The following is a 20,345-nucleotide window of genomic DNA, read 5'->3' on the forward strand; positions in this document are numbered from 1 at the left end:
GTTGGGTGAGGACATGACGGATATTGCGCAAGTCGCGGAGAAGGCCAAGGTCCACGAGGAGAAGGAAGCCGATCATCATCCCTATTTCCGTCCGAGGGATGCGGCAACGCTGATCCTGGTCGACCGCAGCGGTGCCATTCCGAAAGTGCTGGTCGGCAAGCGCCACGACAAGGTGGTGTTCATGCCCGGCAAGTTCGTCTTCCCCGGCGGACGCGTCGACAAGGCCGACTATCGCGTGCCCTGTGCTGCGCCCATCACCGCCGAACTGGAGGCCAATCTCGCCAAGGGCAGCCCAAAGACGCCGGCCTCGCGCGCGAAGTCGCTCGCCATTGCCGCGATCCGCGAGGCCTGCGAAGAAACCGGCCTCTGCCTCGGGCGGACGGCCGAGGGCAAAGTGTCAAAACTCGACGGCCCCTGGAAGCCGTTTGCCGATGCGGGCCTGCTGCCCGATCCCTCCAGCCTGTTCCTGATCGCGCGCGCGATCACCCCGCCCGGCCGCGTCAAGCGGTTCGACACGCGCTTCTTCACCGCGGACGCCTCCGCGATCGCCCACCGCGTCGACGGCGTGATCCATGCCGATGCCGAACTGGTCGAACTGGTCTGGGTCGAGCTCGGCTCCAAGCCGCTGGCCGATTTGCATCCGATGACGCGCAACGTGCTCAACGAGCTCCACACCCGCCTTGCCACCGGCCCGCTGCGCCACGATGCGCCGGTGCCGTTCTTCCATTTCTACGGCGGCAAGATGCAGAAGGATATTTTGGGCTAGTCAGTCCGCGTCCGGCTCGGTGCCGACATAATCGCGCGTCGGCAGCTTGAGGACGCGGCCGATCTCGCTTGCGAGCTGATCCGCCTCCTCTCGACGCGTGAAGCTCTGAAGTGTGATCGGCTCGATGCCCTTGTTGCCGCAGAGATTGACGTCGTACGTCCTCAGATCCGTATCGTAGTCGTCGATGACGCTGATGAAGTGATAGTCGGCGAGATTGCGCGACGAGCGAATGTTCAGCGGGCCGAACTGCCTGGTGATCACGATCTGGCGCAGCGTCTCGTTGAGCACGACGAAGTAGCGGAACGTCAGCAGGATGATGCCGGGGATGCCGACGAGCAGCCCGAACCCCGTGAACACCAGCACCGGCACGAGATCGTCGGCGAGCCTTCCGAAGCCGAAGAAATCCTGGCGCAGGCCGAGCGCGACATTCCACAGCAGATAGCCGCTTGCCGCCAGCAGCGGCAGCGACAGCAGCCGGCCGACCCATGGCATGGGCCGGTCGATGCGGACGATGCCGCCGTCCAAGGTCATTGCGCCGGCCATGAAGGGTCTCCTCGCGGGGTCATGGCTTGGTCGGCGCAAGCAGCGGATTGGTTCGAAGAGACGCCTCGATGCGGGGCTGGACAAGCCGCTCTGGGTCGGGCTCGGCTCAAAACCGCTCGCCAATCTGCATCCGATGACGCGCAACCTGCTCAACGCGACAGCCCGCTCCGCCGCGATGCGCCGGTGCCGTTCTTCCATTTCTATGGCGGAAAGATGCGACGAGATGTGCTAGGTGAATAAAAGAGCGCTTAAAAACAACCGGAGGATCGGATGATGCGCTTCGTAAGGCCTCTACTCGCTTCCGTGGCGTTGTATAGCCTGCTCTCGCCGTCCGCCCATGCGGAGCTCGACGTCGCCAGGTTGAAGCAAACCATCGAGACCGCCTTCGAGAGCGAATATCCGAAGCTCGACGCGCTCTATAAGGACATCCACGCCCATCCCGAGATTGCCTTCCAGGAGGAGAAGACTGCGGCGAAACTCGCCGGCGAGATGCGTGCGATTGGTTTTGAAGTCACCGAGCACGTCGGCAAGACGGGCCTTGTTGCCATCTACAGGAACGGTGACGGTCCCACCATCATGGTTCGCACCGAGCTTGATGCGCTACCCATGGAGGAGAAGACCGGCCTGCCCTATGCCAGCCGCGACAAGCAGATCTGGCAGGGCCGCGAGACATTCGTCGCCCATAGCTGCGGCCATGACATCCACATGGCGAGCTGGGTCGGCACGGCGAAGACCCTGGTCGGCATCAAGGACCAGTGGCACGGTACGCTGATGTTCATCGCGCAGCCCGCCGAGGAAGAGGTCGCGGGCGCAAGGGCGATGATCGCCGATGGCCTGTTCACCCGCTTTCCGAAGCCCGATGCGGGATTTGCCCTGCACGACGGCAGTGGGGCCTACGGCTCCGTGACCTACAGGGTCGGGGTCGGATCGTCGAATGTCGACGGTCTCTTCATCAGATTCGTCGGCCGCGGCGGTCATGGCGCGATACCGCAGGCGACCATCGATCCCGTGATGATGGCATCGCGCTTTGTCGTCGATGTCCAGAGCGTGATCAGCCGCGAGAAGGACCCGACCGAATTCGGCCTTGTCACCATCGGCGCGATCCACGCCGGCACCGCCGGCAATGTCATCCCCGACGAGGCCAGGGTGATCGGCACGATCCGCAGCTTCAAGCCGCAGGTGCGCGCGAGGATGCTGGCCGGGATCGAGCGAACGGCGAAAGCGGTGGCGGCGATGGCGGATGCGCCTGCGCCCGAAATCCACCTCGACGAAGGCACCAAGGCGGTAGTGAACGATGCCGCGGTGGTCGGCCAGGCCGAGCGGGTGCTGAAAGCGGCCTTCGGCGACAAGCTCAACGTCAGCCCTGCGAACACGACCAGCGAAGACTATTCGGAATATGTCAACGCCGGCGTGCCGTCGATGTTCTTCAACATCGGCGTTTATGAGCCCGACCGCGTCGCCGCCGCGCGCAACGGCAGCGGCCCGCCGCTTCCCGGCAATCACTCGCCGCAATTCGCCCCGGTGCCGAAACCGACCATCCAGACCGGCGTCACCGCGATGACGCTCGCCGTGCTGAGCGCCTTCGATCAAAGGGCCCGGGGGCAGTAGCCCTCCTCGGTGTGCGCGGCTTGATGGATTCTCAGATGCGCAATTGCGCATCGTGGCTCGCGCGAAGGGGCGCGCCCCGGAATGACGCGATTGTGCTGAGCGGACATCGAAAAACGAAAAAATCTTCCCGCCTCCCCCAATGGCGCAGCTCCCCGGCGTCCCTATGTCTTTCCTCAGCGTCACCAAGAACGGACACCGGGCGATGGCACAACGGCAACTCAAGCTTGGCGCGTTCATGCGCCCGATCAGCATCCACACCGGCGCCTGGCGCTATCCCGGGGCCTGGCCTGACGCCAATTTCAACTTCTCGCACATCAAGCAGCTGATCCAGAAGCTCGAGGCCGGCAAGTTCGACGCCTTCTTCATGGCCGATCACCTCGCCGTGCTGAACATGCCGGTCAATGCGCTCAAGCGCAGCCACACCGTCACCTCCTTCGAGCCGTTCACGCTGCTGTCGGCGCTCTCGGCGGTCACCGACCGGATCGGCCTGATCGCCACCGGCTCGACCACCTTCGACGAGCCCTATCACGTCGCGCGGCGCTTCGCCTCGCTCGACCATCTCAGCGGCGGCCGCGCCGGCTGGAATATCGTCACGACATCGAACCCGGACGCGGCCCTGAATTTCGGCCTCGACGATCACATGGAGCATGCCGAGCGCTACAAGCGCGCCCGCGAGTTCTACGATGTCGTCACGGGCCTGTGGGATTCCTTCGCCGACGATGCCTTCGTGCGCGATGTCGAGAGCGGGCTATTCTTCGATCCTTCGAAAATGCATACGCTCGATCACAACGGCAAATATCTGAAGGTACGTGGCCCCCTCAACATCGCGCGTCCCGTGCAGGGCTGGCCGGTGATCGTGCAGGCCGGCGCCTCCGAGGACGGCAAGCAGCTCGCCGCCGAAACGGCGGAAGCCGTGTTCACCGGCGGCGGCAGCCTCGCCGACGGACAGAAGCTCTATGCCGACATCAAGGGCCGCATGGAGACCATCGGCCGCGATCCCGAGCATCTGAAGATCCTCCCCGGCGCCTTCGTCGTGGTCGGCGACAGCGTCGATGAGGCCAAGGAGAAACGCGCGCTGCTCGACAGCCGCGTGCATTACGATAGCGCCATCGCCTCGCTCTCGGTCATCCTCGGCACCGATGCCTCGGGCTTCGATCCGGACGGCCAATTGCCTGACATCCCCGAGACCAACGCCAGCAAGAGCGGCCGGCAGCGCATGGTCGACCTCGCCAAGCGCGACAAGCTGACGGTGCGCCAGCTCGCCCAGCGCGTCGGCGGCTATGGCGGGCTGTCCTTCGTCGGCACCGCCAAAACCATCGCCGACCAGATGGAGGAATGGCTGGTCGGGCGCGGCTCCGACGGCTTCAACATCATGTTCCCGTTCCTGCCCGCCGGGCTCGACGATTTCGTCGACAAGGTGGTCCCGGAGCTGCAGCGGCGCGGGATTTTCCGCAAAGAGTATGAAGGGCCCACTTTGAGGGAGAATCTGGGCCTGCCGCGCCCCAAAAATCGGTTCTTCGAGGGATAATCGGGCCGTTTTGGGTGGTTTCCGCCCCCTAAAACCTTGACATCAGTCGGTTTCTGGCTAGGTTGCCGGCCAACGCGGGCCGTTTGGCCGGCTCCAGATTCCCCAATTTTCTGAGGTTCAGAACATGGCCAAAGCGGTCACCATCAAGGTCAAGCTCGTGTCCTCGGCCGACACCGGCTTCTACTACACCGCCAAGAAGAATTCGCGCACCATGACCGACAAGCTGGTCAAGAAGAAGTACGACCCGGTCGCGCGCAAGCACGTCGAATTCCGCGAAGCCAAGATCAAGTAAAAGATCAAGTCAGATCGCGGACAAGCATTGAAGCGTTTTGCGGGGCCCTTTCGGGCCCCGTTTCATTTTGGCCCTCTCGTGTCCCGGACGCGCTGCAGCGCGCCTTTGCGCTGCTGCGCAGAGCCGGGACCCAGAACGCGATACGCGACGCTGCGGCCGCATGGGCCCCGGCTCTGCAGCGCACAATGAATTGACGTGCTCCACTTTCTCCTGACCACCATGGCCCATCATTACGCAAACGGCTCTTCAACCTTCAGTTGCTCGACCCGTAATGTCTGTTACCGTGCACTTCCCGGCACGGAATTTCCGCCCGGATTTGGGAAGGACATGGTCATGAGATTGTCATCGAGCCTTGTCGTGCCTTCAACGATCGCTGTCTTGTCAACCGCCTTGCTGTGCGCCCCGGCAGCGTCGCAAATCCCGACAGGCCCCGCCGCCACGCTTCCCCCCGTCACTATCGATGCGCCGAAGCAGGTGGCAAAGCCGCACGTGTCGGAGCGGGGAGCGAACACAACGGCGCCGCGTCGGACTGCGTCAACCACTCGAACGGCAACCGCGCGCACGCCTTCCTATGCACCAGGTTCTGTGATGGGGAGGATAGCCAGCCTGGAGAAAGTCGCCAGCAGCTGCAACGGTGGCTGTGCATCAAGCTTCCGGCACGGCAAGGAGCCCTGGATTGGATGCAGCGAGTCGGGCGGCAATGTGAACTATGGACCTTTCTCGCCGACGTGCCGAGACACCATCACCCACACATCCTACGAAAATTGCGTCGAGACGAAGGTGTTCCTGGGCGAGTTTCGAAACAGAGCCCACTGGTTTTGCAGCAGCCTGCAGGCCGGCAACAGGTTCAAGGTCGCCGATCTCAAGCGGTCGGGACATCGCTAGTCCATACCGCTCGCCGGTTGCTGCAAGCGCTTATCCCAATCCGTCATCCCGGCGCGACGGCGAAGCCGTCGTCGCCTGAGGTGCGAGTGGCGCGATGCACAGCATCGCGCGGGGACCGAACGCCTCACGCCGCCTCCAACACCGGCGACGGAGGTTGCGACGGCCGGAGCAGCGCGAACGCGACCTGCACGATGCCGCCGGCCAAGCCCAGCGCCACGCCGATGCGCCAGGCCATGGTGTAGGAGCCGAGCGCGTCGTAGAGCACTCCGCCGCCATAGGCGCCGAGGAAGCTGCCGATCTGGTGGCTCATGAAGGCGAGGCCCTGGATCATCGCCTGCCAGCGCAGGCCGAACATCTCGGCGACCGCGCCCGCGACCAGCGGCCCTACGCCCATCCAGAGGAAGCCCATGATGGCGCCGAACAGCAACGTCGAGAACGGCGTTGCCGGCAGCATGAAGTACCAGGCTAGCGCCAGCGAGCGCAGGATGTAGATCGCACCCAGCAGCGCCAGCTTGTTCCAGCGCTCGCCGGCCCAGCCGAAGAACAGCGAGCCGAGCACGTTGAAGCCGCCGATCATGCCGAGCGTCTGCGCGCTCAGCATCGGATCGAGGCCGCAGATCGCAAGGTATGACGGCAGATGCGTGGTGAGGAAGACCAGCTGCATGCCGCAGACGAGATAGGCGCAGGTCATCACCACGAAGGAGGCATTGCCGAACGCGGTCCTCGCCGCGGTCGCAGCCGTGGCATCGTCGATCTCGTCGGCAGCCGGCTTCGGCAGCGGGATCTGGTCGACGCGCCCCGCGTACCACGCGGCCGGAATCATCAGCACCGACATGACGACGAAGCCGGCGAGCCCGACGCGCCAGCCAAACCCCTCATTGAGCATCTGCCCGATCGGCGCCGACAGCAGCGCGCCCAGCGAGCCCGCGCCGGAGACGATGCCGAGCACGGTGGAGCGCACCGTTGCGGGCACCGCGCGTGCCGCCACCGACATCGCGATCGCGGCCGCGGTGCAGGCGAGCGATGTGCCGATCAACACGCCGGCGCCGATCATGATGCTGACGAGGCCGTTCGCGGTCGCCATCAGAAGGAGGCCTGCGATGTACATCAGCGCGCCGACGATCATGATCGGGCGGAAGCCGTAGCGCACCGTCATCGCGCCGGCGAGCGGCTGGAGAAAGCCCCAGGCGAGGTTCTGCACTGCCAGCGCCAGCGTGAAATCCGAGATCGAAATGTGGATGTCGTGCGTCAGCGGCTGCATGAAGATGCCGAGGCTCTGCCGCAGCCCCATGCTGAGCGTCAGCATGATCGAGGCGCCGATCAGGATGGGCAATGTCGGACGCAGGACCTGCAACAGGGGCATATTCTTCTCCCTCGCGGACACGGCGCAAATGCCGTCGTCTGAAATATCGGTTGATTTTGGTTACACAGACCTGTGTACTTAGGCTATGATCGACCTGTGCTGTCAAGCGAACAGGACGCATTCCACTGCATGGCTCCCCCGCCCGCCCCACAGACGATGAAAGAGCGGATCCTCGAGACCGCCGACAAGCTGTTCTATCTGCAGGGCATTCGTGCCATCGGCGTCGACACCATCGCGGCCGAGATCGGCATCAGCAAACGCACGCTGTACAACCACTTCCCCTCCAAGGACGCGCTGATTGCGGCTTATCTCGAGCGCCGCTTCGTGAGCGCGCGCCCCTCCGACAAGCCGCCGGCCGAGCAGATCCTCGCCACCTTCGATTCGCTGGAGCGGCGGTTTGCGGCCAAGGACTTTCGCGGCTGCCCGTTCGTCAACGCGGTCGCCGAGCTCGGCCCGGCCGACCGTGCCGTGAAGAAGATCGCGATCGCCTTCAAGGAAAGCCGCCGCCTCTGGTTTCGCGACCGCCTGAACGAGCTCGGCGTGGCGGAGGCGGATGCGCTCGCAACGCAGCTGGTGCTGCTGGTCGACGGCTCGATCGCGCAGGACCTCGTCCGCGACGATCCGGCGATGGCGCGTGCGGCGAAGGAAGCGGCGAAGGTGCTGCTGCGGAATGCGGGGGTGGATGTGGGCGGGGAAGCGAAGCCGGCGATGAAACGGGGCAAGAGAGTGGTCCAGCATCCCTGAGGGAGTGGAATGGCACTCCTCAGGGACGAATTGAACCTTGCCTATCATCGCGCATTGAAGACGCATCACCGATCAATGGCTCGTCCTGCAGACGTCGGTGGCTGAGAGACCGCTTTTGCGCTCCCCTGCCAGCCATGAGAGGGGCAAAGATGGCCCACCCGTTCGGCGTCGAACACTTCCCGATCGCACCCGCCTCGATCCCGCCGATGGCACCTCTCAAGGCCGCGAGCGGGAGATTGGCTGATTTAGTCCTCGGCTCACTCTTCTTTGCCACCATAACCATCGCGATGTCCGGCTGGCTGTACGTGCTCTTTTTGCTTGTCCACGCTGTCGCAGCCTGGCTGCTGGCGTAGTAGCCGCTCCCTTGAGGGCTGGACCTTAGGAACCTTGAGGCCATGGGCTGATTGAACGCCCATGCCAATTTACCCCTTCGATATCCACCATGACGGCGGCGTTTTTATCGGTGACGAAGGGGCCGAAGTTACCGATCTGAGCGCTGCCGAGACGCGAGCTCTTGAGCTCTAGGCCAAGCTATTCTCGATCACGCCCGTCACCGCAGGACAGGCTTCACCAAGATCGAGGTCAGAGACGGCGGAGGCCGGGTCGTGGCATCAACCTCCGCCACAGTCTCTCTGGAACGCTTGATCCCCTGAAGGGATGCGGTCACCGCTCAATGTGAGCAAAATTGACCACCCTGCAAAGACCGCATATGCGACATTTTTCCGCTTATCGCATATCAGCAGAAGGCGGAGATCGAAATGCTCCCGCCTTCTTGGATCGGAGACGGTAATGGGAAACAAGCCAGGGCCTTTGTCAGAAACCGGGCCGACGATTTTGGAGCACTATATGCGCGCCGCGCGTGAGGACATGGACGGTCCCGCACTCCTCAAGTTGCTGAAAAAGCTTGAGGACGAGATAGCAAGGCGGGGGCGGCTTGCTTGAAAGGAGCGGAGATAAACACCGCCGTGGAATGTCGAGAGGCACGCGATCACAGAGGAAGAGCGATCAGCCGAGGCTAACACACTAGCGAGCGCAGGACTTTTCGGTTTTATTCTCGCCCTTTGCATGTTCGGAGGAGGCTTCACGTTAGTGGCTGCAGGATTTTGCTATCTGGCCCAGTTTGGCGCGACTAATCCCGCGATGCAGACGCAATTCATCGGCTAGCGCCCCAAGCGCTCCTGAGAGGAGTGGACTGCACAGGTCAGTCCCGTAACCCCACGCGCCCCGTCACTCCGGAGCTGTTTTGCCCGGGCCGCCGAGGCCCGGAAGCAATGTCTGGCGATTTCTCTCTGGCCGGACTCTTGCTGCCGCATCGGGACAGACCGTGATGCTTCGTTACACTCCTGTATTGCCCGGACGCGTCGAACGGCGCGCTCCTCCGCACGAGCGATTTCGCTGCCCTCGCCTAACCTATTGATCGAGCTAACGCCGGCTACTGTGCATGGGGTTGTTTTCGCGATTTTGCGCAGCCGGACCTTACGCCGCCTGCGATACCACCCGATTACGCCCGTCGTGCTTGGCGCGGTAGAGCGCGGTGTCGGCGCGCTTGAGCACGTCGGCGACCGCCTCGCCCTTCTGCTCCAGCGTGGTCAGGCCGATCGAGATCGTGACCTCGATGCGCTTCGCCCCTTTGTGAATCGCGAACGGCTCGCCCGCGATCGAGCGGCGCAGGCGCTCGGCGACCATGCCGGCGACGTGGAGATCGGTCTCCGGCATGACGATGACGAACTCCTCGCCGCCGTAGCGGCAGGCCAGATCAATGCCGCGGATCGACTTGCGCACCCGCACCGCGAACTCGCGCAGCACGTCGTCGCCGGCGTCGTGGCCGTAATTGTCGTTGATGGACTTGAAGAAGTCGATGTCCAGGATCATCAGCGCCAGCGGCTTGCCGCGGGTCGCGGCCTGCTCGGCGAGCGTCGCCAGATGGCTCTCCATGTAGCGGCGATTGTGCAGGCCGGTGAGCGCGTCCGTGATCGCCATCTCGATCGAGTTCTGCACGTTGTCGCGCAGATGATCGGTATAGCGGCGGCGGCGGATCTGGGTGCGGGCCCGCGCCAAGAGCTCGATCTTGTCGATGGGACGCAGCAGATAGTCGTTGACCCCGATCTCGAGGCCGCGGAGCAGCCGCGTCGAGTTCTCGGGGTCCGCGATCGCCAGGATCGGCACATGGCGCGTGCGCTCCAGCGAGCGCGCCTGGCTGCAGAGGCGGAGGCCGTCGAAATTGTTGAGGTCGAGCGAGACGATCAGCAAATCGTAATTGCCCTCGGCGGCGTGGAACAGCGCTTCCGTCGGGTTCGGTTCGACGTCGATGGTGTGCTCGGCGGCGAGGATCGTCGCCAGCCGCTCGTAGGAGGACGGACGGTCGTCCACCAGCAGGATGCGGCCACCCTTGCCGGTGTCGGCCACGGCGCTGCGCTCGGGCGCCTGCATGCCGATCTCGAGCGAGGTGATGGCGCGCATGCGCAGCTCATCGGTCATCATCTTCAGCCGCGTCAGCGAGCGCACCCGCGCGATCAGCACGACGTCGGAGACGGGTTTGGTCAGGAAGTCGTCGGCGCCCGCTTCCAGCCCGCGGTTGCGGTCCGAGGGACTGTCGAGCGCCGTCACCATGACGACAGGAATGTGGTGCGTGGCCGGATCGGTCTTGAGGCGGCGGCAGACTTCAAAGCCGTCGATGTCGGGCATCATCACGTCGAGCAGGATGATGTCGCATTCGGCGCGTTGACAGATCGCCAGCGCCTCGGTGCCGTTCGAGGCGGTCATCACGTCGAAATATTCGGCAGAGAGGCGGGCCTCGAGCAGCTTGACGTTGGCAGGGACGTCATCGACGACCAGGATACGCGCGGACACTGTGAACTCACTTCCTATCCGATGAAACGCCGGACCGTCTCAATGAATTTGCCGACCGAGATCGGCTTGGACAAATAGGCCTCGCAGCCGCCCTCGCGGATGCGCTCTTCGTCGCCCTTCATCGCGAACGCCGTGACCGCGACGACGGGAATGGAACGCAGCTCCGGATCGTCCTTGATCCAGCGCGTCACCTCGAGCCCGGAGACCTGCGGCAATTGGATATCCATCAGCACGAGGTCGGGCCGCATCTTGCGAACGAGGTCGAGCGCCTCGTAGCCGTTGCTGGTGCCGGAGGTCTGGTAGCCGTGCGCCTCCAACAGGTCGCGGAAGAGCTTCATGTTGAGCTCGTTGTCTTCCACGATCAGGACGGTCTTAGCCATCCCGCCCTCCTGATTGGTCCGCAGACCCATACATGTAACGCCTCAGGCGCCGCTCGCCGGCGCTTCGAAAACTGGATTCAAACTAGCCTCAGATTCGCTTGAGTTTCGTTAAACCCGAGGGTCGACTTTCTGCGATGTGGTTTCCAGTTGCTTGCCTGGGGTCGGAAGACTCAGGGCCGAGACTCGGGCATGATGATTCCAAATTAGAGACCGAAAGTTAACGGAAAGGCAAACCGTCCCCTTGAAAAAGCCTGTTCACAACCCCCGCGAAGTCGCTGAAATCGTTGCGATTCAGGCGCTCTCTTTCGTTGCGAGCGATCCCGAGCGGCTGGGCCTGTTTCTCGCCGAGACGGGGGTCGGTCCGGAGACCCTGCGCAATGCCGCCGCGGACCCGAATTTCCTGCTCAGCGTGCTCGATTTCGTGATGCGCGATGACGCCACCGTGAAGGCCTTTGCCTCGACCGCGGAACTGCATCCGACCAACGTCGCAGCGGCGCGGCAGGTCCTCGGCGACGCGCTCGGCGACCCCTCCTGGGAGCGCGACGTGCCGTGACCGCCCCTGATACGGCCGGGCCCCGCTGCTTCTGCCGGGACTGTCTGGCCGATCTGGACATGGGCGTGAGGCGCTGTTCCGCCTGCGGTTCCCCTCGCCTCGTCCGTCACCGCGCGCTCGCAGGCCTGACCATCGCCCACATCGACTGCGACGCCTTCTATGCGACGGTCGAGAAGCGCGACAATCCTGACATTGCCGACAAGCCGGTCATCATTGGCGGAGGAAAACGCGGCGTGGTGTCGGCCGCCTGCTACATCGCTCGCACCTACGGCGTGCGCTCCGCCATGCCGATGTTCAAGGCGTTGGAGGCCTGCCCGCACGCGACCGTGATCCCGCCGGATATGGCCAAATATGTCCGCGTCGGCCGCGAGGTGCGCCAGGCCACGCAGGCGCTGACGCCGCTGGTCGAGCCGCTCTCGATCGACGAGGCGTTCCTCGATCTCTCCGGCACCGAACGGGTGCACGGCATGATCCCGGCAAAAGTGCTGGCGCGCTTTGCCCGCAACGTCGAGCGGGACATCGGCATCTCCGTCTCGGTCGGCCTGTCCTGCAACAAGTTTTTGGCCAAGATCGCCTCCGACCTCGACAAGCCCCGGGGCTTCGCCGCGCTCGACCAGGAGGAAGCGCGATCGATGCTTGCCGACAAGCCCGTCGGCTTCATCTTCGGCGTCGGACCGGCCACTCAGGAGCGGCTGGTGCAGCGCGGTTTCCGCATCATCGCCGATCTGCAAAAGGCCGACGAGATCGAGATGATGCGGCAGTTTCCGAGCGACGGCCGCAGGCTATGGCGGCTCGCGCGCGGCATCGACGACCGCCGCGTCGAGCCTGATCGGGGCGCCAAGACGATTTCAAGCGAAACCACCTTCGAGACCGACATCCGCGATTTCGCGACGCTGGAGAAGATCCTGTGGCGGCTGTGCGAGAAGACATCGTCACGGCTCAAGAGCAGCGAACTCGCCGGCTCGACCGTCACGCTGAAGCTGAAGACCGCCGATTTCCGCCAGCGCACGCGCTCGCAATCGATCGCGGCCCCGACCCAGCTCGCCGCAAAGATCTTCTCGATCTGCCGCGAGATGCTGGCCAAGGAGACCGACGGCACCGCCTTCCGCCTGATGGGCGCCGGCGTCAGCGCACTGCGCGAGGGCTCGCCCGCCGACGACACCGACATGCTCGACCGCCGCGCCGCCCACGCCGAGCGCGCCGTGGACAGCCTGCGCAAGAAATTCGGCAGCGCGGCGGTGATCCGCGGGATCGCGTATGAGGGCCCCGAAACAGGACAGCCCGAGTGATCGAGACCTGCTCAACTCAATCGCGTTCGAATATCCGCGCACCCGGATAGACGCGCCGGGCATATTGAACGACCAGCTGCCGATCCTGCGTTTCCAGGAACGGAGTTCGGATCTGACAAGACCCGACAATGAGGTGCCACAAACCGTTGAGCTTGCGAATGACGACATTCATTGAGCTTCCTCGTAGTGACCCGAGTGGACTCAAATTGTAAGAATCCGCCGCCGTCACTCAATTGTACGAGCGTAAGATCGGGGCATGAGAAGGATTCGGGGAGATATACGAACGTATGCCCGTCATGGCTTCAACAGCCGCCGGCGCCGATAGCTGCGCAAGGGCTCAAACGATCCTGCAGGAGCTGGCACCATGACGGGCGAGCACAATCTCGGCGCGCTGCTGAGACACATGAGGCCGAAGATGCTGGACGGCACCTTCGTATTTTGCACGATCCCGACCAGCGAGGCCATTCCCGAAGCACTCAAACCGCAGCTGACGTTCCGCGAACAGGAAGGCACGACGCTGGTGATCTCTCGCGAAGAGGCCGAAGCGGCGGGGCTGCGCTACGCGTTCCCCTCGCGCCTGATCACCCTGACGGTTCACTCGGCACTCGACGCGGTGGGCTTCCTGGCCGCGATCACGGCCCGTCTCGCTGAAGCCGGCATCAGCGTGAACGCGGTGTCGGCCTTCCACCACGACCATCTGCTTGTACCCGACGACAGGGCCGACGAAGCGATGGCTGTTCTTCACGGGATTTCGAGCGAGAGGCACTTGTAGCCCGGCGGCAGGCTTCCCGGATTGCGCTGCACTTCATCCGGGCTACGAAAATCAATCCGCGACGGCGATCGCCTCGATCTCGATCAGCCATTCCGGCGCGGCGAGCGCGGAGACGCCGACCAAGGTCGAGGCCGGCGGCTCCATGCCTTCGAAGAAGGCCGAGCGGGCCTTGCCGATGATGGGGCGCAGCTCCGGCTTGTAGTTCACGACGAAGGTCGTGATCTTCACGATGTTGGAATAGCTCGCGCCGGCTGCCTCCAGCGCGTGTCCGAGATTCTGCATCACCTGCGTGGTCTGCGCGGCGATATCGCCCTCGCCGACGATCCGCCCCTCCTCGTCGGTCGAGACCTGTCCCGAAATGTAGATGGTGCGCGCGCCGGTCGCGGTGACGACGTGGGAATAGGCGGGATTGTGATGCAGGCCGCTGGGACGGAGATGATCGAGCTTGGGCATGGGTTGCCTCCCTGGGGTTTTTGGTTGGGAGGGAGCGTAGCTGGTGAGGGACGGGAGAGCCAGCCCCGTCATTGCGAGGAGCTCTTGCGACGAAGCAATCCAGACTGCCAGCCGCAGAGGGATTCTGGATTGCTTCGCTACACTCGCAATGACGGAGGAGAGAGCATGACCCCCTCAATTACAGGGCTTGCTGTCCTTGACGTCGAACTTGCCCATCGCGCCGGAAATGACAAAGTCGTTGTAATCGAGCACGAGCTGGCGCGAGACGCCGTTTTCGTAGAGCTCGAACGCCATCGCGTAGACCGGCGTCTGCTCGCCCTCTTTCTGCTGGGCCTCGCGGTCGAAATAGCTGACCGTGACGGGCCAGCGCTTGAGCGATTTCATGTGCTCGTCGGAGGTCGACGGATCCGGCGCGGCGGCGCGGTCGGCGGGGATCGGCTGGCCGATCACGGTCAGCGTGTTGTAGACCTTCTGGCCGTCGTCGGAGCCGTCATAGACGGAGAGCTCGAGCAGCGGCTTGCCGTCCTTGGCGGCGGCGATGATGCGCTGGATCTGCTCGGTCGGGAATACGATCTTGCCGTCGAGGGTGAAATTCTTCGGCGCCGGCAGCTTCAGCTTGACGTTGATGTGGTCCCCGTCGCGCTCGGCCGAGCCATCGACGCGGCCGGCATCGGCCTCGTTCATGCGAGTCTCGATCTTGAAGCGATAGCTTTTGCCCGCGGCGTCTTCCCAGGAGTTGGAGCGGAGGTCGCTCAGCGTGACCTTGCCCTCCCCGCTGTCGAGCTCGGACACCTGGCGGAATTCAGACGTGTAGCCCTCGCACGAGCTTCCGGTGAAGTTGTAGAGGATGCGCCCGCGCGCGCTATTGACCGAATTGGAGCGCGATTTCACCAGGCTGAGATCGTAAAGCGCCTGGTGCGCAAGGAACGGACCGTTGGCGGCCTGCGCGCCGTCGGCGAGGCCTAAACCGGCCGCCGCGAGCGCCATTACACCGAGCGAAGTCCGGAAAAGGTGCACCATGTCTGTTCCTTGGGGACGCGTCTTGGGATGCGCAGATTCGACATTTTAATGACCGTTCCATTGCGTCGCAACTGAGGCCGTTTCACGTAAAGTTGCGGCCCCACCGTTGAACCTGCGGCCTCGCCTCGGCAAAAGGCAGCCTGCTGCGGGTTGCTTGCATGTGGCGGCACGATGGGCGAAACAGGGCGCGGCCGGCCTCCCACGGATGCCGGGGGGATGGAATTTCTGGACAACGAGGTCGAACATGGCGGGCACGGTCGAGCAAAAGCTGGCGGAACAGGGCATCAAGCTGCATGAGGCCCCCACGCCCGTGGCCAATTACGTCCCGTTCGTGCGCACCGGTAATTTGCTGTTCGTCTCCGGCCAGGTCTGCTTCGACCCCGCCGGCAAGCTGATCGCCAAGGGCAAGCTGGGCGCCGGCGTCTCGATCGAAGACGGCGCGGCGGCGGCCCGCGGCTGCGCGGTCAATTTGCTGGCCCAGGTCAAGGCGGCGCTCGGCGACCTCGACAAGGTCGTGCGCGTGGTGCGCCTTGGCGGCTTCATCAACTCGGCCCCCGATTTCCTGGATGGGCCGAAGGTCCTGAACGGCGCCTCCGACCTGATGGTCGCCGCCTTCGGTGACAAGGGCCGCCATGCCCGCACCACCGTCGGCGTCGCCTCGTTGCCGGCAGACGCGGCGGTCGAGGTCGAAGGCGTGTTCGAGGTCGCCTGACGGACAATGCGCGCTCCTGATTGGCTGACAGCCCGGCCGGTCGCCCATCGCGGCCTGCATGACATTTCCCGTGGCATCGTCGAGAACATGCCGGGCGCGGTGCAGGCTGCGATCGCAGGCAATTTTTCGATCGAGGTCGACATCCAACTCTCGGCCGACGGCGAGGCCATGGTGCATCACGACCATGCGCTGGGCCGCCTCACCGAGGCCACCGGCGAGGTCGTGTCGAAGACCGCCGCGGAGCTGAAGGCCGTCAAATTCAAGGACACCGACGAGCGGATGATGTCGCTGTCCGACCTCTGCGCCATGGTCGCCGGCCGCGTGCCCCTTGTGATCGAGGTGAAGAGCCATTTTGGCGGCGACCGCAAGCTGGTGAAGCGGATGGCCGAGGTGCTGGCGTCCTATGACGGCCCCGCCGTCGGCATGTCGTTCGATCCCGACCAGGTGCTGGCACTGCGCGAGCTGCTGCCCTCCCGCCCGCGCGGCATCGTCGCGCAGCGGACCTATGAGGACGACTATTGGGCCAAGCTCACGCAGCCGCAGCGCGATAGCATGCTGTACCTGCGCCACGGCTTTCAGACCCAGCCCCATTTCGTCGCCTTCAGGGTCGACGACCTCCCGGCCCCCGCCCCCTGGATCGCCCGCAATCTATTCGGCTGCGCCCTGCTCGGCTGGACGGTCCGCACCCCGGAGCAGCGGACGCGGGTCGGGCAATATGCCGACCAGATGATCTTTGAGGGGTTCGTGCCGTAGGGCACGCTCGTGTCTCGGACAAGCTGCAACGCTTCGGCGTTGCGGCGCAGAGCCGGAACCAATCTGTCCGCGAGCGCGCTGCCACATGGGCCCCGGCTCAGCAGCGCCCCACTGCGTGCTGCGCTGCGTCCGGGGCACGAGAGCCGTGCTCCCGCACCCTCTTGAAGTCACTGCTGCAATGCACGATCTTGGGCAACGATGGCATCATCCGAAATCACGCTCGAGGCCGTACCTTCGATTGGCGAGGTATCCCGGGAGGACTGGGACGCCTGTGCCAATCCCGGCAAGGTTCTTAACGAAAAGGCCTGCAACGGGCTTGGCGCGGGAACCTCATCTGGACTTCCAGGCGATTCCCTCGGCCTCTCAAAACCTGCCTATAACCCGTTCGTCTCACACGCCTTTCTCTCGGCCGTTGAGAAATCGGGTTCGGCGACAATCCGCACGGGCTGGGGACCGCGGCATCTCGTGGCCAAGGTCGACGGCCGCGTCGCCGGTGTCGTGCCCTGCTATCTGAAATCGCATTCGCAAGGCGAGTACGTCTTTGATCGCGGTTGGGCGGACGCCTATGAGCGCGCCGGCGGACGCTACTATCCGAAGCTCCAGGTCTCGGTTCCCTTCACGCCGGCCACAGGCCCGCGCCTGCTGGTCCGTGACGGCGTCGATCACGAGCGCATCATGGACGCACTGGCGAGCGGGCTGGTAGCGCTCTGCGGCGTCAGCAAGGCCTCCTCCGTCCACGTCACCTTCGCGCGCGAGGCCGAGTGGAAGCTGCTCGCCGAGCACGGCTTCCTGCAGCGTACCGACCAGCAGTTCCACTGGCACAATGAGGGCTTTGCGAGCTTCGACGACTTCCTCAGCACCCTGAACTCGCGTCACCGCAAATCGATCAAGCGCGAGCGGCGCGATGCGCTCCCCGCCGGGATCACCATCCACTGGCTGACGGGAAAAGACATCACCGAGGATGCCTGGGACGCCTTCTTCGCATTCTACATGGAGACCGGCTCGCGCAAATGGGGCCGTCCCTATCTGACGCGGGAGTTCTTCTCGCTGATCGGCGAGACCATGGCAGAGGACGTGCTGCTGGTGATGGTCCGCCGCAACAATCGCTGGATCGCGGGCGCGATCAACTTCATCGGCTCGGACACGCTGTTCGGCCGCAACTGGGGCGCGGTCGAGCATCATCCGTTCCTGCATTTCGAGGTCTGCTATTACCAGGCGATCGACTTTGCCATCAAACGCGGCCTCACCCATGTCGAGGCCGGCGCGCAAGGCGAGCACAAGATCGCGCGCGGCTACCTGCCGCGCACAACCCATTCCGCGCATTTCATCGCCGATCCCGGCCTGCGCCGCGCGATTGATGATTACCTCAAGCGCGAGCGCGCTTATGTCGCCGAAGCCGGACGCGAGCTCGCCGAGCTCGGCCCGTTCCGCAAAGGCGCCGACGAGGCGCCTTGACGCCTCGCCGTCGCTGGTGACAGTAAGCGCAAAATTCCAAGCGCAAGTTTCTCGGGGAGCCGCCATGACCGCCTACGACACCAACAACATCTTCGCGAAGATCCTACGCGGCGAGCTGCCCTGCTCCAAGGTCTATGAGGACGAGCACGTCTTCGCGTTCCTCGACATCATGCCGCGCGTCCCTGGCCACACGCTGGTGATCCCGAAGGCCCCTGCCCGCAACATCCTCGACATCAAGCCGGACGACTACGCCCATGTCGCCCGCGGCGCGCACAGGATCGCCGCAGCCGCGATGCAGGCATTCAAGGCCGACGGCATCACCATCCAGCAGTTCAACGAGCCCGCCGGTGGACAAGTCGTGTTTCACCTGCACATGCACGTGATGCCGCGGCACGACGGCGTGGCGATGCTGCCGCCCGCCAGCCGCAAGGAAGATGCCAAGGTGCTGGAAGAGCACGCGGCGAAGCTGATCGCGGCGTTAAAGGGTTGATGTCATTCCGGGGCGCGCCCCCTTGGCGCGAGCTATGGTGCGCAATTGCGCACCTGAGAATCCATTTCACCACCGACTCTGACGCCTGATGGATTCCGGGCTCGCGCCTTCGGCGCGCCCCGGAATGACAGATCACTCCGTCTCGAAATCCCCTGGCTGGGGCGCCGCCAATGGCGTGAACTCGCACCGATCTGGCTTGATGTCGATCAGCGGCGTGTTGTCGAGGCAATCGAGCCCGCGCACCAGGATCGCATTGCCCTCGATGCCGACCAGCTTCACGATCGACGTGCCGATCGGATTTGGCCGCACCGGCGAGCGCAGCGAAAAGGTGCCGCGGGTTTTCTCGTTGTTCTTGGGGCTCTGCAGGATGATGTCGCGGCGCGACTGGTCGAGCCAATAGAGCACTTCGAGATTGCTGTAGAAATCGACGCCCTTGATGGCCGGCACGAACGGCTCGAAGATCTCGAGGCGGCAGATCGGGCCGTCCTGACGTCCCTGCCGCGGCGTCTCCAGCCGCGAGGTCCAGGGCGTGCGGATGCGGCCGATGAAAACGAGACCGGCGTCCTGTGTCGGTGGCAGCTCGATGGCGACCTCGCCCTCGCGGAGCTCCTGTTCGCGAACCATATTTCCTGTTCCTTGGCTGTTCGCCGGCGGTTTTAGCCCAACCACCACTTGCCGGCCAGCATGAAGACTTCGCCGGTCACGACGCCCGCAAAGATCGAGCGGCGGGTCAGCAGGAACACGACGAGGCCGGCGGCCACCGCGCCATAACGCAAGGTATCAGGCACGCTCGCCAGCGCACCCGGCGGCTCGACCACGATCTGGGCGATGACGCCGGCGAGGATGGCGGTGGCGACCGCCCTCACCCAAACCAGCAGTTCGGAGCCTTCGTCGATGCCGCCGCCAAACCACAGGCCCAGCATGCGCCAGATCTGGTTGGGAACGACCCCGGCGACGAACAGCACCGCCAGCGCATGCCAGTCGCCGATCGCTTGCGCAAAACTCACGCGCGCACCTCCCGCGACCAATGCACGCCATAGGCGATCGTGCCGGCCACCACCCCGCTGACCAGGATATCGACACCGGAGTTCATCTTCGCGGCCAGCGGATAAAGCAAGATGCCCAGCACGAGCGCGACGACATCGGCGACCTCGCGGCTGTTGCGCGCAGTCGAGAACAGGAACGACAGCGGCGTCAGCAGCAGGATCGCCGCTCCAAGCGTCTGCGTCAGGTTGGCGGCGAGGAAATAGCCGAAGGTGTTGGCGACGAGGCACACCGAGACGAGGCCACAGCCGAGCCCGTGAACGAAGGCGATGCGCCGTTCACGCGGCACCTGCGGCAGGAAACGGTGACACTCGACCCACAGCGTCACCGCGGTGAGATGCGCGGCAAAGACCAGCTCGCGCCGTTTGGTCGTCGGCGTGCGCATCAAGGGCAGCACCGAGACCACCATCGGGAACAGCCTGATGGCGCTGACGGTGACTGCAATCGCCGACTGGATGACGGTGGCGCCGGAGCCGAGCGTGGTGATCAGGATGATCTGCGCCGGCCCCGCCCAGACGAACAGCGTCGAGGCGAGCGCCCAGGCCAGACTGAAATGGGTGTCATGGGCCAGCGCGCCGATGCCGAGATAGGTCACGAACAGCACGATGGTGAGGATCGTCTGCGTGATCGAGCGCAGGCCCCAGCCGAAGGCAAGCCACCGGCTATTCCATTGTGGTGAATCGAGCGGAGGAAGCGCCACGGGAGTCTTGGCCGGGTTGCGGAATCGTGCCCGCATAACGGGCAATGCGGCGCCTCGCGTCAAGGAAGCGCGCGGCGGGGCTGGCATGCGTGACGCACCCAGCGCCGTCATTCCGGGGCGCGCCAAGCGCGAGCCCGGAATCCAT

23 protein-coding genes and 1 pseudogene are annotated in these 20,345 nt (G+C 64.3%); 14 read left to right on the top strand and 10 right to left on the bottom strand.

Annotated elements, in window-relative coordinates:
- Window positions 1–13 precede the first annotated feature (13 nt).
- Window positions 14–766 carry an NUDIX hydrolase gene (locus tag XI04_RS23035; RefSeq protein WP_028143946.1) on the top strand — a complete coding sequence of 251 codons (753 nt, stop codon included), beginning with the start codon at window positions 14–16 and terminating at the stop codon, window positions 764–766.
- On the opposite strand, the gene XI04_RS23040 is transcribed toward XI04_RS23035, so the two are convergent.
- Window positions 767–1,309: a hypothetical protein gene (locus XI04_RS23040; protein ID WP_028143947.1), complete on the bottom strand. Its 543-nt coding sequence runs from the start codon at window positions 1,307–1,309 to the stop codon at window positions 767–769.
- Window positions 1,310–1,376: 67 nt separating this feature from the next.
- Between XI04_RS23040 and XI04_RS23045 the strand changes: the two are divergent.
- The 4 genes and pseudogenes from XI04_RS23045 to rpmG all read left to right on the top strand — a co-directional run.
- Window positions 1,377–1,549: pseudogene (locus XI04_RS23045) on the top strand (NUDIX hydrolase); the annotation flags it as partial.
- 30 nt (window positions 1,550–1,579) lie between these two features.
- Window positions 1,580–2,917, top strand: a complete 1,338-nt coding sequence (locus XI04_RS23050) for an amidohydrolase (protein WP_028143949.1) — start codon at window positions 1,580–1,582, stop codon at window positions 2,915–2,917.
- A gap of 202 nt (window positions 2,918–3,119) precedes the next feature.
- Window positions 3,120–4,445, top strand: coding sequence for an LLM class flavin-dependent oxidoreductase (locus tag XI04_RS23055; protein ID WP_028143950.1), 1,326 nt, complete (start codon window positions 3,120–3,122; stop codon window positions 4,443–4,445).
- A gap of 124 nt (window positions 4,446–4,569) precedes the next feature.
- Window positions 4,570–4,737 carry a 50S ribosomal protein L33 gene (rpmG, locus tag XI04_RS23060; RefSeq protein ID WP_008139339.1) on the top strand — a complete coding sequence of 56 codons (168 nt, stop codon included), beginning with the start codon at window positions 4,570–4,572 and terminating at the stop codon, window positions 4,735–4,737.
- A 1,009-nt stretch (window positions 4,738–5,746) separates the two neighbouring features.
- Here rpmG and XI04_RS23065 read toward each other — a convergent pair.
- Entirely contained in the window at window positions 5,747–6,985 is a 1,239-nt protein-coding gene (locus XI04_RS23065; RefSeq protein ID WP_271609607.1) for an MFS transporter, read from the bottom strand.
- Window positions 6,986–7,114: 129 nt separating this feature from the next.
- On the opposite strand from XI04_RS23065, the gene XI04_RS23070 reads away from it, so the two are divergent.
- Together XI04_RS23070 and XI04_RS23075 are read left to right on the top strand one after the other, a co-directional pair.
- Window positions 7,115–7,729 carry a TetR/AcrR family transcriptional regulator gene (locus XI04_RS23070; RefSeq protein WP_152102840.1) on the top strand — a complete coding sequence of 205 codons (615 nt, stop codon included), beginning with the start codon at window positions 7,115–7,117 and terminating at the stop codon, window positions 7,727–7,729.
- A 149-nt stretch (window positions 7,730–7,878) separates the two neighbouring features.
- Window positions 7,879–8,082 carry a hypothetical protein gene (locus XI04_RS23075; protein WP_038972441.1) on the top strand — a complete coding sequence of 68 codons (204 nt, stop codon included), beginning with the start codon at window positions 7,879–7,881 and terminating at the stop codon, window positions 8,080–8,082.
- A 1,123-nt stretch (window positions 8,083–9,205) separates the two neighbouring features.
- On the opposite strand, the gene XI04_RS23080 is transcribed toward XI04_RS23075, so the two are convergent.
- Together XI04_RS23080 and XI04_RS23085 are read right to left on the bottom strand one after the other, a co-directional pair.
- Window positions 9,206–10,579, bottom strand: coding sequence for a PleD family two-component system response regulator (locus XI04_RS23080; protein WP_028143954.1), 1,374 nt, complete (start codon window positions 10,577–10,579; stop codon window positions 9,206–9,208).
- 14 nt (window positions 10,580–10,593) lie between these two features.
- A complete protein-coding gene (locus XI04_RS23085; RefSeq protein WP_008130064.1) occupies window positions 10,594–10,959 on the bottom strand; it encodes a response regulator in 366 nt (121 codons plus the stop codon).
- Between the two features lie 241 nt (window positions 10,960–11,200).
- On the opposite strand from XI04_RS23085, the gene XI04_RS23090 reads away from it, so the two are divergent.
- Window positions 11,201–11,512 carry a DUF3572 domain-containing protein gene (locus tag XI04_RS23090; RefSeq protein WP_271609606.1) on the top strand — a complete coding sequence of 104 codons (312 nt, stop codon included), beginning with the start codon at window positions 11,201–11,203 and terminating at the stop codon, window positions 11,510–11,512.
- The gene (locus XI04_RS23095) at window positions 11,509–12,801 is read left to right on the top strand and encodes a DNA polymerase IV (RefSeq protein WP_271609605.1); all 1,293 of its coding nucleotides are present in this window, start codon (window positions 11,509–11,511) and stop codon (window positions 12,799–12,801) included. The genes XI04_RS23090 and XI04_RS23095 overlap by 4 nt, the downstream gene beginning before the upstream one ends.
- A 16-nt stretch (window positions 12,802–12,817) precedes the next feature.
- Here XI04_RS23095 and XI04_RS23100 read toward each other — a convergent pair whose 3' ends face one another.
- Window positions 12,818–12,973, bottom strand: coding sequence for a hypothetical protein (locus XI04_RS23100; RefSeq protein ID WP_162832276.1), 156 nt, complete (start codon window positions 12,971–12,973; stop codon window positions 12,818–12,820).
- 192 nt (window positions 12,974–13,165) lie between these two features.
- Between XI04_RS23100 and XI04_RS23105 the strand changes: the two genes are divergently transcribed.
- Window positions 13,166–13,573, top strand: coding sequence for an ACT domain-containing protein (locus XI04_RS23105; protein WP_038972439.1), 408 nt, complete (start codon window positions 13,166–13,168; stop codon window positions 13,571–13,573).
- Window positions 13,574–13,624: 51 nt separating this feature from the next.
- Here XI04_RS23105 and XI04_RS23110 read toward each other — a convergent pair whose 3' ends face one another.
- The gene (locus XI04_RS23110) at window positions 13,625–14,026 is read right to left on the bottom strand and encodes a RidA family protein (RefSeq protein WP_038950322.1); all 402 of its coding nucleotides are present in this window, start codon (window positions 14,024–14,026) and stop codon (window positions 13,625–13,627) included.
- Window positions 14,027–14,200: 174 nt separating this feature from the next.
- Window positions 14,201–15,046, bottom strand: a complete 846-nt coding sequence (locus XI04_RS23115; protein WP_028143959.1) for a cell envelope integrity EipB family protein — start codon at window positions 15,044–15,046, stop codon at window positions 14,201–14,203.
- 244 nt (window positions 15,047–15,290) lie between these two features.
- Between XI04_RS23115 and XI04_RS23120 the strand changes: the two genes are divergently transcribed.
- From XI04_RS23120 to XI04_RS23135, 4 genes are all read left to right on the top strand, one after another.
- Window positions 15,291–15,758, top strand: a complete 468-nt coding sequence (locus XI04_RS23120) for a RidA family protein (protein ID WP_014494672.1) — start codon at window positions 15,291–15,293, stop codon at window positions 15,756–15,758.
- Window positions 15,759–15,764: 6 nt separating this feature from the next.
- Window positions 15,765–16,511 (top strand): glycerophosphodiester phosphodiesterase, encoded by a 747-nt coding sequence (locus tag XI04_RS23125; protein ID WP_028143960.1) that lies wholly within the window; start codon window positions 15,765–15,767, stop codon window positions 16,509–16,511.
- A gap of 198 nt (window positions 16,512–16,709) precedes the next feature.
- On the top strand, window positions 16,710–17,966 hold the full coding sequence (locus XI04_RS23130; RefSeq protein WP_028143961.1) for a GNAT family N-acetyltransferase: 1,257 nt from the start codon (window positions 16,710–16,712) through the stop codon (window positions 17,964–17,966).
- Window positions 17,967–18,030: 64 nt separating this feature from the next.
- Window positions 18,031–18,456 (top strand): HIT family protein, encoded by a 426-nt coding sequence (locus tag XI04_RS23135; protein WP_028143962.1) that lies wholly within the window; start codon window positions 18,031–18,033, stop codon window positions 18,454–18,456.
- Between the two features lie 132 nt (window positions 18,457–18,588).
- Here XI04_RS23135 and tsaA read toward each other — a convergent pair whose 3' ends face one another.
- The 3 genes from tsaA to XI04_RS23150 are packed head-to-tail and all read right to left on the bottom strand — an operon-like array spanning window position 18,589 to window position 20,200.
- Entirely contained in the window at window positions 18,589–19,080 is a 492-nt protein-coding gene (gene tsaA / locus XI04_RS23140) for a tRNA (N6-threonylcarbamoyladenosine(37)-N6)-methyltransferase TrmO (RefSeq protein ID WP_028143963.1), read from the bottom strand.
- A 32-nt stretch (window positions 19,081–19,112) separates the two neighbouring features.
- Window positions 19,113–19,463: an AzlD domain-containing protein gene (locus tag XI04_RS23145; RefSeq protein ID WP_028143964.1), complete on the bottom strand. Its 351-nt coding sequence runs from the start codon at window positions 19,461–19,463 to the stop codon at window positions 19,113–19,115.
- Entirely contained in the window at window positions 19,460–20,200 is a 741-nt protein-coding gene (locus XI04_RS23150; protein ID WP_152102836.1) for an AzlC family ABC transporter permease, read from the bottom strand. Before XI04_RS23150 ends, XI04_RS23145 begins: the two co-directional genes overlap by 4 nt.
- Window positions 20,201–20,345: the final 145 nt, after the last annotated feature.

This window comes from Bradyrhizobium sp. CCBAU 11430, assembly GCF_028128855.1.
Taxonomy (GTDB): domain Bacteria; phylum Pseudomonadota; class Alphaproteobacteria; order Rhizobiales; family Xanthobacteraceae; genus Bradyrhizobium; species Bradyrhizobium ottawaense.